The organism is Allomuricauda sp. ANG21, assembly GCF_040705235.1.
Classification (GTDB): Bacteria; Bacteroidota; Bacteroidia; order Flavobacteriales; family Flavobacteriaceae; genus Flagellimonas; species Flagellimonas marina.
The window spans coordinates 31,947-49,391 of sequence record NZ_JBFCVT010000012.1; the positions used below are offsets into that span (position 1 = coordinate 31,947).

General features: G+C 41.2%; 7 protein-coding genes. All 7 read right to left on the reverse strand.

All coding sequences use genetic code 11. The features are described from left to right. Nucleotides 1–7 precede the first annotated feature (7 nt). The 7 genes from AB1A65_RS13895 to AB1A65_RS13925 all read right to left on the reverse strand — a co-directional run bounded on the left by AB1A65_RS13895 (nt 8) and on the right by AB1A65_RS13925 (nt 17,220). The gene (locus AB1A65_RS13895; RefSeq protein WP_366590273.1) at nt 8–1,558 is read right to left on the reverse strand and encodes a RagB/SusD family nutrient uptake outer membrane protein; all 1,551 of its coding nucleotides are present in this window, start codon (nt 1,556–1,558) and stop codon (nt 8–10) included. A gap of 4 nt (nt 1,559–1,562) precedes the next feature. Then, nucleotides 1,563–4,703: a TonB-dependent receptor gene (locus AB1A65_RS13900; protein ID WP_366590275.1), complete on the reverse strand. Its 3,141-nt coding sequence runs from the start codon at nt 4,701–4,703 to the stop codon at nt 1,563–1,565. A gap of 467 nt (nt 4,704–5,170) precedes the next feature. Next, nucleotides 5,171–9,199, reverse strand: a complete 4,029-nt coding sequence (locus AB1A65_RS13905) for a two-component regulator propeller domain-containing protein (protein WP_366590277.1) — start codon at nt 9,197–9,199, stop codon at nt 5,171–5,173. 274 nt (nt 9,200–9,473) lie between these two features. After that, nucleotides 9,474–10,976, reverse strand: coding sequence for an arylsulfatase (locus tag AB1A65_RS13910; RefSeq protein WP_366590279.1), 1,503 nt, complete (start codon nt 10,974–10,976; stop codon nt 9,474–9,476). Nucleotides 10,977–11,064: 88 nt separating this feature from the next. Beyond that, a complete protein-coding gene (locus tag AB1A65_RS13915) occupies nt 11,065–14,193 on the reverse strand; it encodes a glycoside hydrolase family 2 TIM barrel-domain containing protein (RefSeq protein ID WP_366590281.1) in 3,129 nt (1,042 codons plus the stop codon). Between the two features lie 13 nt (nt 14,194–14,206). Beyond that, nucleotides 14,207–15,835, reverse strand: coding sequence for a right-handed parallel beta-helix repeat-containing protein (locus AB1A65_RS13920; protein ID WP_366590284.1), 1,629 nt, complete (start codon nt 15,833–15,835; stop codon nt 14,207–14,209). Between the two features lie 14 nt (nt 15,836–15,849). Continuing rightward, a complete protein-coding gene (locus tag AB1A65_RS13925) occupies nt 15,850–17,220 on the reverse strand; it encodes a sulfatase-like hydrolase/transferase (RefSeq protein WP_366590287.1) in 1,371 nt (456 codons plus the stop codon). Nucleotides 17,221–17,445 lie beyond the last annotated feature (225 nt).

Sequence of the window (17,445 nt, forward strand, 5' to 3'; positions counted from 1 at the left end):
TTTTTTTTTAATTCCATGCTGGGTTTTGAACCAGGTTTTTATTTACGTCCAATTCATTTTGAGGTATGGGAAAGGTCTCTGAACGGCGGCCCTGATAAATCGGAGTATAAGGGCCAACCGGGTCAGCGGCAGCCCTTGAAAAAGCCTCCTCCATAATGCCCCACCTCTTAAGGTCCATGAACCGTAAGCCTTCAAAGGCCAATTCAACTCTTCTTTCATGCCTAACAATCGTTCGCATCTGATCTTGACTTAAGGTATTTCCTTCCACCTCCTCAATGGAAGGCATGCCAACCCTGGCACGCACCTGATTCACCAATTGAGCAGCACCATTGACATCACCCGTTTCCACAAGTGCCTCAGCTCTCATCAAAAGAACATCGGCATATCTTATCACATAAAAATCCTGTGAACCTTCGGCAAATACCGCATTCCCTTCCGCATCCGCCGATCTTCTGACGTACTTACGCTGTCCGAATCCGGTTGGTCCGTTACCCGGAAAAACCCTGTTCAAATCGGTTAAAAAAATATCTCCTGCGAAATAGACCGAAGCATTGGCCCTAGGGTCCCTATTTGCTCCCTTGTCGTTGGGGTCGTACAAAGGTGATTCAGCTATGGGCAAACCATCTATACAGTAATAATCATTAACCATGTTGGGCATGGGCCTTGAACTTACCTTCGGAGTTCCCAAAAAAGTAGCTGAAAAAGTTTCTCCATTATTGGCTTCAGGACCTCTTAAAAAACGTATCGAAAAAACAATCTCAGCAGATTGCTCTCCCGTTTCGGTAAATAATTCGCCATAATCAGGATGCAAACTGTATCCTAACGATAACATTTGATTGGTTAATTCCAACACCCCGAATTCGCCGTCGTAAACTTTATTGTATAATTGTACCCTTGCCAATAATCCTAACGCTGCGCCCTTGGTCGCATATCCATATAGATCATCGGAGTACGAATCGGGCAAATTCGCAATGGCGAATTGCAAATCCTCCACAATTTGGGCCGTTACCTCTTCATAGGTGTTTTTGGGTACATAAGCTTCTGCCAAGGTCTGGTATTCGGTAATCAACGGTACATCTTCGTAATAAACGGCCAAATTGAAATAGGCCAGCGCACGCAGCAGTCTTGCTTGGGCTATCAACTCATTTTTCTTGGTTTCTGGTATCTGTTCCTCGGTCATTTCACCGATTTCTTCTATGGCCACATTGGCACGTCCTATTCCAGAGTACAATCCTGTCCATTTACCGTTGAAAAAGCCATCGGTCGGATTCAAAACTCCTTCCATATATCGTGCCCCTCCCTCAAATTCAAATTGATTGTAAGCATTGTCGCTCATAGTGTCGAACAAAGGAAATGCCGTGGTAGAATTAAGATTTCCCCCGTAGAGATTATTTCCTTGATATTGGGCATAAATCCCATTGATAGCCAATTGGGCATCTTGTTCGTTGTTCCAAAAATTGTTTTCGGCAATTGAGGTCAATGAAGTACGGTCGAGGAAATCCTCGCTACAGCTATAAAAACCTAAAGCAATAATCAATATGTATACTATTCTTTTCATGGTCTTAAAATTTTGCGTTGATACCAAGTGTTATCGTTTTGTATAGTGGTGTGAGCCTGTTACTTTGTGCCCCAGCGGCCCTTTCAGGATCAAAATCATCCAGACGCGTGAAGGTCAAGATGTTTTGACCTCCTGCAAAAACCCTAAGTCTGTCTATTTTCATCTTGCGTGTCACCTCTTTTGGGATGGTGTACCCCAACTCTATGTTCTTTAACCTCAAATAAGAAGCATCCCTCATATAAAAGGTAGAGGTTACGGTATTATTTTGACCACCCAGCCTTGGAAGAAACTCACTAGGATTTTCAGGGGTCCATCTATTGATCCAATATTCCAGTACATTACTTCGGTCATCTGCCATCGGATACTGTCCATTTCCTTCCAATAGGCGATCTATATTATGAACGCCCTGAAAAAGGAAGTTCATGTCAATTCCTGCAAACTCAAAACCCCCATTGATGTTGTACAATAATTCTGGATATGGATTCCCGATTACAGTTCGGTCATCTGCATTTACAACACCGTCTGGAATACCATCTGGACCAGAGATATCGGCATATTTAATATCGCCAGGAGCCGTATTGGTATTTCCGAATTGCTCAGGAGAAAGGGCTACTTCCTCAAAACTTTGAAAAATTCCGATGGCCCTATAGCCATAATATGCCCGCAATGGCTCTCCTATTCTAATAATGTTATTTCCTCCAATGGTCTCTTCACCACCATCACCCAATCCGGTCACCTCATTCAAAATCAACTTCGTTACATTAACCCCCAAGTTATACCTAAACTTACCTAGGTTATTTCTATGGTTCAAAGAAAGCTCTAGTCCTCTGTTAACCATGGAAGCTGCATTTTGAGCTGCTAAGTTGGTTACACCAAGGGTATTGGGGATTGGGAAATTACCATATAGAATATCTGAACTCTTTCGCTGGTAATAATCACCAACAAACTCCAACCTGTTACCAAAGAAGGATGCATCCAAACCTATATTGTATTGCTCCACTTCCTCCCATTTAATGGTTGGATTGGATAGTCCCGTCAAGGCAACCCCACCAACATTAACATCATTGCCCAAGACATAATCCAGATTTGAATTGTAAGTCTGCTCAAAAATATAATTACCAATTCGATCATTACCCGTGATACCCCAACTAGCCCTCAGTTTAAAACTATTGATCTGACGTGAATCACTTAAAAAGTTTTCTTTGGCCAAGTTCCACCCCACAGAGGCAGACGGGAAATTGGCGTACCGGTTTCCAGGACCGAATTTCGACGAACCATCTCTTCGTATGTTGAATTCAACCAAATACTTCCCATCATAGTTATAGTTGATCCTTCCAAAAAACGATTGATAGGATTCCTCATTGGCCCCACCCGAAACAGCTGGATCCAAAACACCACCCCCGTTGAATTCTTCGATAATATCAGTAGGGAAACCCCTTAAAGAACCTGCAAAACCATCTGTACGATCATATATAACCGAGTGGCCCAGAAGAACACCTACATTGTGCTTGGCATTGAAGGAATCATTAAATCGTAAGATATTCTCATTCAGCAATCTATAACTGAAATTAGTCGAATTGTTCAGTGCATTGACCAGGTTTTCCGTAACAATTTCCCCATTGTAATCGCGAAGCGTAGCCCTCGGTCTGTAATTGGAAGAGTTCCCATATATCAAATTGGCACTTCCGCTAGTTTCAAAAGTGAATTTATCGCTAAACTTAAAGGTTAACCCAAGACGTTCACTGATATTGATATTGTCGTTAACATTATTACCGAAAAATCCTGAGCGCAATGGGTTCTGGGTCAAAAATGAAAAGTTATTGTTTTCATAGGCGCCGTCCACAATTCCATACTCTCCATTACTGTAAAAAACAGGTATCGTAGGTGCCGTGCGCTGAAATGAATAAATAATTCCATTATCACCATCGAACGCACCCCTTCCTCCGTCGGGACCTGTATCCTTGGACCAAAAACCATTTAGCACATTGCTGATGGTTAACCAGTCCTTTATTTTGGAATTTAGATTAAAACTCAAGTTATACCGTTCCGTCTCAAATTTACTCTTAACAATAGCCTTTTGGTTAAGATATCCCAAGGAAAGTCGATAGGTGGTTTTTTTGTTCCCTCCCGAGAAGGATAGGTTATGATTTAAGATCGGTGCATCTGTAAGCACCTCCTTTGCCCAATTGGTATTGGCAAATTGATCAGGGTTACTACCTGTTTGAATGGCCTCCAATTGGGCATCCGTATATCGCGGCTCAAAATTTTCACCGTTTTGATTTCTGAACTTCTCATTGATCAAAACTGCATAATCATACGAGTTTAGGAATTTAGGGACTACGGTCGCCGATTGATAGCCATAATAGGAGTTGTAATTGACCTGGAAACTTTCCTCTCCACCTTTTTTAGTAGTGACCACAATCACCCCGTTAGCCCCTCTGGCACCATAAATGGCACTTGCTGAAGCATCCTTCAATACTGTTATACTTTCAATATCCGATGGCGCCAAGTTATTAAATGGTCCCAAATTATCATATTGGATATTGTCTATAACAAGTAGAGGGGTGCTGTTCCCAAACGTACCTACACCCCTAATGACTACAGAGGAGCCATCTCCACCCGGCACTCCGGAGGATTGGGTCAATTGTACCCCAGAAAACCTTCCATATAATAATTGTGCACTATTGGTCACCGGTTGATTCACCTCCTCGGGAAACTTGACCGTCTCAACCGAGCCAGTCAAATTAATTTTCTTTTGCTCCCCATACCCTACGATGACCACCTCATCCAATTCGGAGATATCCTCCTCCATACTCACATCGATTGTCGAACGCCCAGAAATGTTTATCTCTTGGGTTTTAAAGCCAATAAAGCTAAACTGCAAGGTAGCATCTGGGTCGGACACCATGATTTCAAAATTTCCGTCGAAATCCGTGACCACCCCATTGGAGGAGCTGGAAAGGTCTATCACGGTGACCCCTGGTAGAGGCATTCCATCTGACGAGGCCACTACCTTACCTGTTATTTTTTGCTGCAACGGTGGACTTGCCTTTAACCCCATCGGAAGAAACAAACCCGTTACTACTAATAGAAGAAGAACCTGATACCAAGCACTTCCATTAATCTCGGTTTTTTTTGATTTCATAATTTTTGTTTAGTTAATTCTTACATAACCCAGCATGACTGCTGGAACCATTGATACAAAAGTTCATTTTTTAATCTGTTCGATAAGGGGCAAATGATTCATTAAGGAGGGCAAATTGGTCATATTATTCTAAAAAAACCTGATGCAATGCACTATTCCATAACAAGGCCTTGGAAAAATAATCACAATTATCTTAGGAACTTGATAGTATCGCATTAAGCTGATTTAGGACACAGCTGATTGATCAACATAAAGCCGGAGAAGAACAAAGATGGACCACTGAAGGTAATAGCTTACATGGCATAGAAGTGAGCTAACCACTCAAACGTACAATAACCTTAAGTATCTGGACCTTGCCATTACTATAATTCAGAAACTATCAGGATTTCACTCACAATTTTGCAATACCTACTATTTTGATTGGAATATCCATATGAGATTTCTTGAAAGAGACAATGCGACCAGTATTATTTATACGACTGTGTTTTTGATGCCATTTGAGACCGATACTCTGAGGGCAAACAATTAAATTGCTCCTTAAAGGATTTCTTGAAGTACTTATAATCATTGAAGCCCACTTCATAGGCAACATGACTCATTTTTAAATCTGTACCCAAAATAAGTTGAGCCCCCTTTTTCAATCGAATGGACCGTATAAACCCTGTTAAGGATAGGCCGGTCAAGGATTTTATTTTTCGATAGAGTGTGGATTGACTCATGAAAAGCTCATCGACCATGGTGTCTATACCAAATTCGGGGTTCTGGATATTATCCTCTACCAATTGTATGGCCTTTTTAATGAATACATCATCAATACCCTCGTCTTTTTGCGAAGACTCTATAGTAGGCTCAAATCGAACTTGATTCAATAAGTGCTCCCTTAATTTCCTTCGATTCTCCAACAAACTTTTTATCCTTGCCATAATCACGTTAGGGTCAAAAGGTTTGGTCACATAATCATCTGCCCCGGTTTGCAACCCGTTTATTTCAAAAACGGTCGACGTTCTAGCCGTGAGCAGTATGATTGGAATATGGGAAGTAGTAATCTCATTTTTTAATTCCTTGCAAAGGGATATCCCATCCTTGCCGGGCATCATGACGTCACTAACAATGAGGTCAGGCATTTCGTTAGTCGCTTTTTGATACCCCTCAACGCCGTCCTTGGCTTCAATAATGTTATAATGCACCTCCAGACAAGACCGTAAATAACTTCGAATATCATCATTATCCTCAATCAACAAAAGGGTATGCTCATGAGTCCCTACTTGAAGATTATCAACATGCTGGATGGTTGGCTGTGTTTCATATGCCGCAATATTATCAGTTTTGACATAGGAGGTATCCAAGGTATTGTGAAAGGGCTTGCTATCCATGGATAATTTTACTGTAAAAGTTGTCCCTTGGCTTCTCCTGCTCTCAACAGCTATCGTTCCATGATGTAACTCAATGATTTTTTTAGAAAAGGAAAGACCTAGCCCACTACCAATAACACTAGCTGTTTGTGCTGATTGAATCTGATAGAATCGATCAAAGATTTTTTCCAAATTTTCAGCAGCCATTCCAACACCGGTATCCTTTACTTTAACCACACAGTAGTTGTCATCCTTCGTGATACTGAGCTCAATGGAGTCTCCTTGTTCACAATACTTTATGGCATTGGACAATAAATTACACAGAACAATCTCCATTTTATTCCGATCAAATGGAAATTCAAGGACATCGTACTTGGCCTTGAACTTATATCGTATTCCTTTGGATTTGGCCAGCTCCTTAAAATATAGAAACACCTCGCTCGAAAAGCGTACAAAATTACCTTCGGCTACACTTAACCTTAACAAACCATGGTCCGCTTTTCTAAAATCCAATAATTGGTTGATAAGATTCAACAACCTTTTGGCATTTCTTTCGATTGCTCCCAATTGATATGAGGCCTTCGAAGAAAGATCGTCCCGTTGCAATAATTCAGTAAGCGGGCTCAATATCAAAGTCAAAGGTGTCCTGAACTCATGCGAAATATTGGTGAAAAAGGAAATCTTGGCTTCATTGAGGTCATGCTCCTTTTCTCGTTCTATTTTTGCTATTCTCAGGTTATTTTTTAGCTGCGTCTGTTTATTCAGAAAGATGAAAACCAAACTTAGGGCCCCGACTACCAATAGCACATAAATAACTATAGCCACAGGACTTACCCAAGGTGCTGGCAATATTTTTATGTCCAATGTCTTTGGTTGACTCCATTGTTGGTTGTCCCTTGAAACTATTACGCTGAGTTGATATTCCCCTGGGTCTAGTCCGGTAAAACTGATCTCATTGTTGGTTTTTACATCGACCCATTCCGATTGAAAGCCATCTAGTTTGTATCGATATTTTGTATTGAGTTTCCCTAGATAATCATTGGCCGCAAATCCTATGGAAAACAACTTGTCCTTATGGGTCAATACCAAGTGGTCGATGTAACCTATATCTTCCTCAATTACAACTCTATCATCAATACGGTCATTGGGGGTAATTAGGTTATTATTGATTCGAAGTGAGGTATAAATCAAATTAGGCTGGCGCTCTGTTGATGCTATCTGTGATGGATTGAAATAAACTAGGTCGTCAACTCCCCCAAAATAAATTCTATCCGTATTGTCATTATAAGCCGAACGTAAATTAAAAGAAGTTACATCCACCCCATCAATCTCACCATAATTTATAAAAGACCCGTTACTTTTGTCCAACTTAACGATTTCAGTATTATTTGAGAACCATAGATCGTTTCCGTGACCCATACTGACCGCACAAATGAAGTCATTGTTGAGACCTGATGACTTGTCGTACGCTTCCTTCAGTTCGAGTTCCCCATCTAGATAAGTAAGCTTTAATAGACCACTTGGAGTGGCCAACCACATTATATCTCCTTCCAAGAGTATGGTATTGATGATTACACTGGGCAGATTTCCCTGTAGCAAGTCTGCGTGGTGTATGAAGCGTTCCTCTACTTGGTCGAAAAGATGTAGGCCGTTATAAGTACCCACCCATAAATTACCTTTTTGGTCCTCAACGATAGAAGTAATGCGATTACTTTCCAATTGCCCAGGGTTATCATGATTTTCCCTGAAGTATTGAAAAGCGTTCTGGTCATCGAGCGCCCCAAAATTTACCTTAACCAAACCGTTTTGCTGGGTTCCTATCAACAAATTGTTACTGCTGTCCAAACAAAATGCTGTCACTTTTAAGCCTCTTGATTGCCATAGAAGAGTTTTCTTTGTTTTCGGATCAATGATGTAAAAGCCATTTCCCGTCCCAACGAAAATAGCACCTTTAATTTTTTTTATCACATTGATTTTAATCAAATTGATTCCAGTCAGCTGCTCGGGTCGGCCATTATCCTCCACTGTATAAAGCCCTCCGTCCAAGGTGCCTATCCATGTAGTGCTGCTATCCCTGAATACCGCAGTGACGTTCAATTGATCCTTTAACTCTTTGGAAGCTGTGCTTTTAAAGCTTCTGAAGCCTTTATTCTCTACCATCTTGACCACTCCTCCGTGAGCCGTGGCGATCCAACTAATATTGTTTAAATCGTGGTGTATATCCAGTATTATATCATAATTAATGGGCTTCTTGTTCAAATCCTGTCCGACCAAGTCCACTTTATGAAAGCTGGAGAGGGATAAATCGCTCATGTAAAGACCATAGCCCCATGTGCCAATCCAAAGTCTGTTATAGGAGTCCAAGGATAGTACTTTTGAGAAATCACTGAAAACACCGGTGTCCAAAACCTCTATTTTTTGGGTCTCCCTATTGTAACTATAAATGCTACTGTTCCCTTTCTCTGAGGTTGAAATCCATATTTTGTCCCTTTGTACATCTTCCAAAAGATCGGTCACATAACTCCCTACATTGAACTCCAGTGTTCTATTTTCAGAAGGGTCGTATTTAATTATTCTGGTATTATGTGAAAACCACATATTTCCATAACTATCCTTGAGTATGGCATAAATGGGATTATTGCTTTCAAACTGCCTAACGAGTGTATCCTCCTTGCTATTGATAACAAAAAGTCCTTGGTCCCAAGTTCCTATCCATATGTTCCCCTTACTATCCTCTGCTATCGATTTAATTCTTATATCTCCTTGATTTTCCAAGTCTATGAGATGATTGTAGGATTTTATCTCATTTTTGCGGATATCCAATTTGGATATACCTCCACTTTTTGTTCCTATCCAAATATTGTTATAGCTGTCTTCGAATAGCCTTTCAATATTCTCATTTTGAAGTTCGGGATATTCTGCCCCAGGTTTGAGGTACTTAAAGTCGTAGCCATTATATTTAGTGATACCATTCTCTGTTCCAACCCATTTTACATTGAGACTGTCACTGATAATTCCCGTCACATAGTTGTGCGACAATCCTTCTTTGGTGGTTATATGCTCAAACACATACTCCCTATGGAAATCCTGGGCCTTGCCATGATACGCGGTCAGAATCATCAGTAAAAACAAAAGTCGCTTCATGATGTAACCAAAAGATTGAATTTTCTCTTAAAATAACTATTTTAAATAAAATTCCCCCGTTATTTGAAATAACAAGGGAACTTTTATCTACGAACTAAAGCCATGGTTTTTGCTCAAACCATGTCGTAAACCAAACTAACTCAAACTAACTATTTGTGTATGCTTATATACTGGATGTAAAATTCATGATTTACCTCATTATACAAAGGGTCATATTATGCAATAGGGAGGTCAAATACGTTAATCCACGCTAATTCCGAGGAACTGATTTCCTTCAGTTATGGCCATTGACCTTTACCTTTTTTATTGAATCCAAATGCCCCTGCATTTCAGAGAGAATATCCGGATACTTGTTGGCTAGGTTCACGGTCTCTGCCGAATCGACCGTCAAATCATAAAGTTGTGGATTCCTGTCATGTCCCCCTTCAATACCCTTCGTTCTTATAAAATCAGGCATTTTCTGCTCAGGTGGAACAGCTTGAATGTATTTCCAATTATTCATTCTAAGGGAGAGTGTAAAAGATTCTTCCACCATAATATCACGTGCTTTTACAGAAGAATTCAGCAATGCCGATGATACATCTTGGCTATCAATGGCCTCATCCGATTGTCCCTTGATACCAACTATGGCAGCCAGTGATGCATACAGATCAACCTGACTCCACAGGGCTTTGCTCTCGCCAGGCTCTATGTGGTTTTTCCAATACGTGATGGTCGGTACCCTTGTACCTCCTTCAAAAGCGCTGTACTTACCACCTCTAAAAGGACCCGAAGGCCTATGTTCTCCCAAAAGTTCAACAGCCATGTCTTCATAACCGTCATTTAAAACGGGACCATTATCACTGGTGAATAACACTAAGGTATTTTCCAACAGACCTTTTTCCTCAAGTACTTGCATAATACGTCCCGTAGTCCAATCCATTTGAACAATAGCGTCACCACGAGGGCCCATCGCGCTTTTGCCCACAAACCTTTCATTCGGTATTCTTGGCACGTGGATATCGTGAAATGAATAAAAGAGAAAGAAAGGATCATCAGATGGTTCTTCAATAAAGTCAATGGCTTTATCCGTCAGCACGTCTGGAAATTCCTCATCAACCCAAATGGCACTTTCCCCACCATCCATATACCCAATTCTGCTAACCCCATTGATGATAGTGTTACTATGTTGGATATCGGCCTGCTGACGTAACAAATCCTTATTGTTGAGACCATCGGGCATATTTCCCACCTTTTTTGTATAATCCACAATTATCGGGTCATCCTTGGCTTTCAAATTGACCACTTTATGGTTCTCCACATAAACTGCTGGTACCCTATCCCCTGTTGCTGGAATCAAAAAGCTATAATCGAATCCAATCTCTAGAGGTCCCGGCTCAATAGGGCCGTTCCAATCGAGATTTCCTTTCCCAAGACCCAAATGCCATTTACCAACTACTCCTGTACGATATCCAGCTGATTTGAGCATTTTAGGAACGGTCGCATCATTTTCGTCTATAATAAGTGGGGCATCTCCTGGCAAAATTGAAGCTTTGTTTCTAAACGCATACTGCCCGGTTAACAGTGCATATCTGGAAGGGGTGCAAGTAGCCGCACTACTATGTGCGTCAAAAAATTGTATTCCTTGCGAAGCTAAACGGTCCACATTGGGTGTTTGGACCCCCTTGGCACCGTATGCACCCACATCACCATACCCTAAATCATCCACGTAAAATATAACGATATTAGGCCTTTTGTCTTTACCGGCCGTTTCTGGATTGGGCTTGCTTTCGTCCACTTTTTTACATGATGAGCATAAGATCAACAGTACAGAAAGAAGTATTTTCGATATTTTCATAATCTGTTTATAATCGTCGTGATTTTGTTTAATTAAATATTGGCTTTACAATAAAGGAGTACTTGTAATCCTTGGGCTCCAGCTGGTATTTATTCCATGTTCTAGCTCCCCAACTATTATCACCACCCACACCCATTTGCTTATAATCGATATGTAAACTGATAAAATCCCTTGGTGTAATATCATTGATATGCCGTTGTCCTTTAGCTTCTCCATCATCAAAGTCTTCTATGGGATTAAAATGTGCGCTAAAGGAAATTTTAGGCATACCGAGTATTTCAATTCCCTTTCCCTGGTTGTCAGTAAACTGCACCCATCTGTTTTCCGTCCTGTAGCCATTTTCCTGTGGTCTTCCGTATTCAAAATCCATATCGGCTACCTTTTTCCTATAAATTCCGATGAATGCCGAGGATTTCCTATCCACATAGTTTTCGTGTGGCCCACGACCATACCAAGACACATTCTCTAAGTTTTTACTTATCATGAAATTGGTGCCGAACCTAGGCATTTCTGCATCTCGCAATGACCCTCCATAATCCAATTGGGTATCGACCTGCATTTCCCCTTGCCCATTTATAGTGTAAGTAACCCTTGTCTTCGAATTGATATTAGCAAGCGTATAGATTGACTTGATTATCATGGTACTTTTGGAAACTCTTTGTACGTCAAAGTGAATCAACTTGCGTTCCTTAGATGCCTTTTTCCAAGCTTTTGAACGAATGGGCAATTTATTTCCGTAATCATTGTCCGTTGGAGCCCTCCAAAAATTCACATGAGGGGGTGAATGCAGTACCTCCGTGTCCTTTAAGAGATAGGATTTGAGCTCACCAGTAGTTTTGTCAAAAACAAATCCCACATTCTTGGCCAGAATGGTAAGCAAATTTCCCTGCTCCCTCAGTTTAAGGGATGACCTTGACATCCCCAATTCCGGCCGCCAATGTTTTTCAATTATAGATAGCTGTCCTTTAAGCAGAATATGGTTCTCGGGGATTAAGGGTGAATCTGCTTTGGTGCGTCCAAATATGTTGATAAAATATTCCTTATCCGCTTTGAATTGAAAGGACTGCAAGGGAAGTTGAACATCAACAGATTCTTGAGGAGCACATGAGATATCCAAACGTCCTTCCAGAAGGGGAACCCCGTTCTCAAGAAGTTGATAGCCAAAGTCAAATTGGTTTAAATTGGTGAAAAAGTAGCGGTTGGAAACCTCTACCACAAATGAGTCGGTATTTTTCCAAGCAAAACCAGCATTCTGATAAACGTATTTGACCTCCTCCAGAGCGGGATGTGGGGTTCTATCTGCATTCACAATACCATTGAGCACAAAATTCTTGTCATTGTGATAACGGGGCGGTGCGAAATCTCCTCCATATGCCCAATACTTTGTTCCCGCACTATCAATTTTTGTCAGGCCTTGATCCACAAAATCCCAAATGAAGCCCCCTTGCATTTGTGGCTCCAAATGCACCAGCTCCCATAAATCGGCCAAATTTCCATTGCTATTGCCCATAGCATGGGAGTATTCTGCCCAAATAAAGGGGCGTTCTGGATATTTTCCTAAATACTTGTTTGCAATACGCTCTTTGGTCGCATACATCCATGGTATCACATCGGTATGCTTTTGGGTCGTAGTGGTCATCTGCTCTGCTCTCTCGTATAATACAGGCCGAGTTGGGTCATAGTCCTTAACCCAATTGTAAGCTTCCACGAAAGTTGGTCCGTCTCCCGCCTCATTGCCCAATGACCAAAGTATTATCGAAGGATGGTTTTTGTCCCTTCGTACCATACGCTCGATCCTATCCAAATGCATTCCTCGGAATTCTGGCTTATTGGCCGGGGTGTCCTCAATTTCGTAGCCAAACCCATGTGTCTCTATATTGGCCTCATCCACTACATAAATACCATAAGTATCGCATAGCTTATACCAATAGGGGTCGTTTGGGTAATGTGAGGTGCGAACGGCATTGATGTTGTTCTTCTTCATCAGCTCAATATCCTTGAGCATGGATTCCTTAGAAATAACGTGACCGGCATCCGGGTCGTGTTCATGACGGTTTACTCCCTTTAGTAAAATGGGCTGCCCATTCAACAATAGCTGTCCCCCTGAAACTTCCACATGTCTAAAACCAACATCTTGACTTATGCTGTGCGTTACTACCTGGCTTTGGTCTTTAATGGTCACTAACAATTCGTAAAGATTGGGGGTTTCCGCACTCCATGGCAAGCAGTTAGGGAGTTCTTCACTGAAGGTTGTAATAATTTCATCATTTTCACTTATCTCGAATGGTTCTTGTTCCTTAAAAATCTGTACTCCTTTATGATAGACCCCATAGGAAATAAAGCCCTTACGATTCTCCTTAGAATAATTCTTAAGCTGTGTTTCAATTGTTAACTGCCCATTTTTGAAACTGTCATCCAAATCAGCTATAACCCTTATATCCCTAGTCGCCACTTTTGGAAGCGCAAAAAGATATACATCCCGCTCGATTCCACTCAAACGCCAAAAGTCTTGATCCTCCAAATAAGACCCATCTGACCATCGAATCACCTGTACTGCAATTGAATTGATCGACCCATTTAAAAATGAGCTTATATTGAATTCGGCAGGTGTTTTACTCCCCTCACTATACCCAACAAGTTTTCCGTTGATCCAAACATAAAAGGCCGAATTAACACCGCCAAAATGAAGAAAGATTTCCTTGTTTTCCCATTTCGAATCAATTTCAAAAGTCCTAAAATAAGACCCAACCGGATTGTAGTCTTTTGGGATATTGGGCGGGTCAATTTCAAAAGGATAAATAATATTGGTATATAAAGGGAAATCGTCCGTATGAAACTGCCAATTAGATGGAACTGGAATTGAATTCCATTCATCCTTGGCCACCTCATCAGTATAAAATCGATCAATGGTACCACTGGGGCTGTGGGCCAGTTGAAATTTCCAAGGTCCGTTCAGAGATTGCACCAAATCAGACCCTTCCCAGCCATTCTCCATGGCGTCATTCTCGCTTGTACAGGGAACAAAACTGGACCTGGGTATCTCCGTATTTATTTTAAAAACACTTAAATCTTCCCAAGCCTTTCTTTCCTGACCATAAAGCGGAATCGACATGAGGACATAAAGTGCAATGACTAGGATACTATGTGTTTTGAGCATAATTTCAATAGAGTTATTGTTGCATTTCGATGGCACCAATATCGGGAAGACCTACAATGGGATTCCCCAAGACATCCCTTGTCACCTCCAGCCCGATTTTTATACCCACGGAATCGCCAGGAATTCTCCTAATGACCATTCCCTTATCACGTATTACTGAACGGGTCGGAACAAAATCCTGAAACGTTTCACCTCTTTTGTTCCGAAAACCCGGCTCCCCTATGATGGAATTAGTGGGTTGTACGACACTATTGGTTGGCCAACTATTAGGTTTTAGAAAAAGATTATTGGTAAAAACCACATCGTCAATTGGGTTCTCCAATAGATCCTCCGGTTTATACTGATCCCCCTTAACCGTTTTTATATCACCTTCTATATAAAAAATATTATTGGCAATCAGTATACCCTTCGACTTACTATCGATGGCTATCTTTGCGACTATTTCTTTCTTAACATATATGGTGTTATTGTAAAAGTAACTGTTGAACGGGCCTCGACGCTCCTGATTGCCACGATAACCACTAAGCCAAAAAGTCTTGCCCTCTTGAAAAGCTCCATTAACCCCTTTAATTCGATAACCGTCATTTATACTTAGATTATAGCGATAGGAACAATTAAAGTTATCGCCCAGTATTTCACAGAAGCCTCCCGCGTTGTTGAGGCTTAGATTATATTGTACAATAACATCGGAGCAATAAAAATCGATATGCACCCCTGCGGAATCCCCAGGTCCATTGGCATTCATAAACTTATTCTTTTCGATGAGCACATCACTACTGTTCCAAGTCCATAGACCACTGCCCCTTCCCCATTTGCGGGAGTCATCGCTACTTCCAGAACCGTTGACAAGGTTGTCATGCACACGTACTTTGGATACGCCCGAGAACTGAATGCCAGGCCCGCCGGTATCCAACACCTTGTTATTACACACCACGATTTCATGTATGTTTTTCCGTCCGGTAAACTTTATACCGGTATGTCCCACATTTTTAATGGTGGAATTTTTTATAGTTACCCCAGTAATGCTGGCGCTGTCCTTTTCACTTATGAATCGAATGCCCCATCCATAACTCTGGGTTCCGTTGGCGGACTTTACCTCCTTTTTTGGTCGCTTAAACCCTTCTTCCTCAAAAAAAATATCCTCAATCCGAATATCATCCAATACAATATTGTCATATTCTCCTGGACTATTTACCTGAACCAAAATACCGCATCGCATTTTTGCGTCCCCTTTGGGGGGTGTCCCTCCTGCTGCTGTAATTTGAATACCTTTTATTAAAACACCACTGCTGTTTTCCAAATAAATACCATGGTCAAACCCTCCGGCATCTATGATAGCCATACGACCCTTCACATTTGAGGAAGAATGGTACGCAGTGACAACCAGTGGATGGTTTTGGCTACCCCTGATATCCTTAAGCACCAAGCCACCTTTAGTAATTGTTCCGGAGGCCAAAGCAATGGTATCCCCAGCCTTGAGACTTAACCTTGGAATATTCTTAAAGGTTTGCCATGGACTTGTCACAGAAGAGCCATCATTGTTATCATTACCTTGTTCAGGGTGAATGTAATAGGTGCTTGCACTTAATACCTTAACCGCCAAAAATAAATGCAATGAAATGAGCGTTGTTTTTTTTATCATGTTTTGAAACTGCTTTATAAATCAGAAGGTGATTTAACCTTCACTACTCTATTGTTCATCAAATCCTTATAAATACTTTCAGTGACCAAGTTCCAATCCTTTGGTTCAACCCATAACGGTTGGATAAGCCCCTCTTCCCATTTTTTTAATTGTCTTTCAAGTCTTCGTTTCAGTAATGTATTATCCATTCCTATATCGATGTTCTCCGATAAACTATCCTCCAAATCATATAAGACCGACCTTTCACCCTTCAGAGAAATCAGTTTGAATTGCCCAAAACGCAAGGACGCCATCTGATCTTTCCTCCAGAAAAGCCATTGATGTTTTGCTTGCTTATCCAATAAATCAATTCCATCCAACCCCTTGAGTTTATGGTTGGCTACACCTGCAGCTACTGCAGAGGTTTTGTATATATCCAACGAAGAAACCAATCTCTGGCTGGTTCCCGACCGGTCAATGTCACGCTTCCATGTCATGACAAAGGGCACCCTGATTCCTCCCTCAAATTGGTTGCCCTTCCAACCCTTGAGCGGCAGTACCGAAGAATCATTGTTATGTGCACCTCCATTATCGCTCAAGAAAAAAATCAGTGTATTCTCATAAAGGCCCGTTTTCTTCAACTTATTGACCAACATGCCCACTGCCTCATCCATTGACCACATCATTGCTGCCAACGTCTGGCGGGGATGGCCATCAAATCGTTGTAAAATATCTTTTTTTGCCTCCATGGGCGTATGTGGTGCATTGAAGCTCAAGTAGAGGAAAAAAGGTCGGTCTTTACTCGTTTCAGAACCCACAAACTCAACCGAATGTTTTCCAAATTCATCGGTGAGGTAACCCTTAAAACCAGTGTGCTCCCAATTTTGCATTATGGTGGAATGGGTTGGGGAATCCAAATCATCGTCCTTATTAAAATAACTTCTTGAACCCGATAGGAACCCCCAGAAATAATCAAATCCGTTATTTAGTGGATGTTGATGAACCGCAGTACCCAAATGCCATTTTCCAATGATACCGGTTCTGTAACCTTGTTCCTGTAAAGCCTCCGCAATGGTAACTTCGCTTGAATCGAACGCCCCATCTTGATGGGGTTCAAGGTTGCACTCATGTCCGAACCTTTGTTGATACTTACCAGTAAGCAACCCTGCCCTGGAGGGACTGCAGACGGAGGCGGATACATGCGCATCGGTAAAAACAACTCCATCCGATGCAAGTTGATCGATATGGGGGGTCAATATATCTGCACTACCCATAAAGCCAAAATCCGCATATCCGGCATCATCTGCGAGAATGATGATGATATTAGGTCTGTCCGCACTATTTGTTCTTTGAGCGAAGACATTTGTCAACAGTAAAAAACAAACTAGATATGGAATGTATTTCATGTATTGGAACTTGTCTTAAACAACAATTCAAAGTTCTATCAATTTCATTGTTAAGGGTGAGTCAGAAAGTTCATCTAGGGGGTATAATAAGGTCAAAATCTTATTTAAATAGAATGTAGACATGTGATACGAATACAGACCGAACCACTCAATACCTTTCAAAATTCCGTTGTTAACGAGTATGGTACACCCAAAAAAGACCAATGGATTTCCATATAGACCTCC

Coding starts and splice junctions, on each gene's coding strand:
- AB1A65_RS13920 (WP_366590284.1), bottom strand. CDS start 15,835: ATGATAAAAAAAACAACGCTCATTTCATTGCATTTATTTTTGGCGGTT.
- AB1A65_RS13915 (WP_366590281.1), bottom strand. CDS start 14,193: ATGCTCAAAACACATAGTATCCTAGTCATTGCACTTTATGTCCTCATG.
- AB1A65_RS13925 (WP_366590287.1), bottom strand. CDS start 17,220: ATGAAATACATTCCATATCTAGTTTGTTTTTTACTGTTGACAAATGTC.
- AB1A65_RS13900 (WP_366590275.1), bottom strand. CDS start 4,703: ATGAAATCAAAAAAAACCGAGATTAATGGAAGTGCTTGGTATCAGGTT.
- AB1A65_RS13895 (WP_366590273.1), bottom strand. CDS start 1,558: ATGAAAAGAATAGTATACATATTGATTATTGCTTTAGGTTTTTATAGC.
- AB1A65_RS13905 (WP_366590277.1), bottom strand. CDS start 9,199: ATGAAGCGACTTTTGTTTTTACTGATGATTCTGACCGCGTATCATGGC.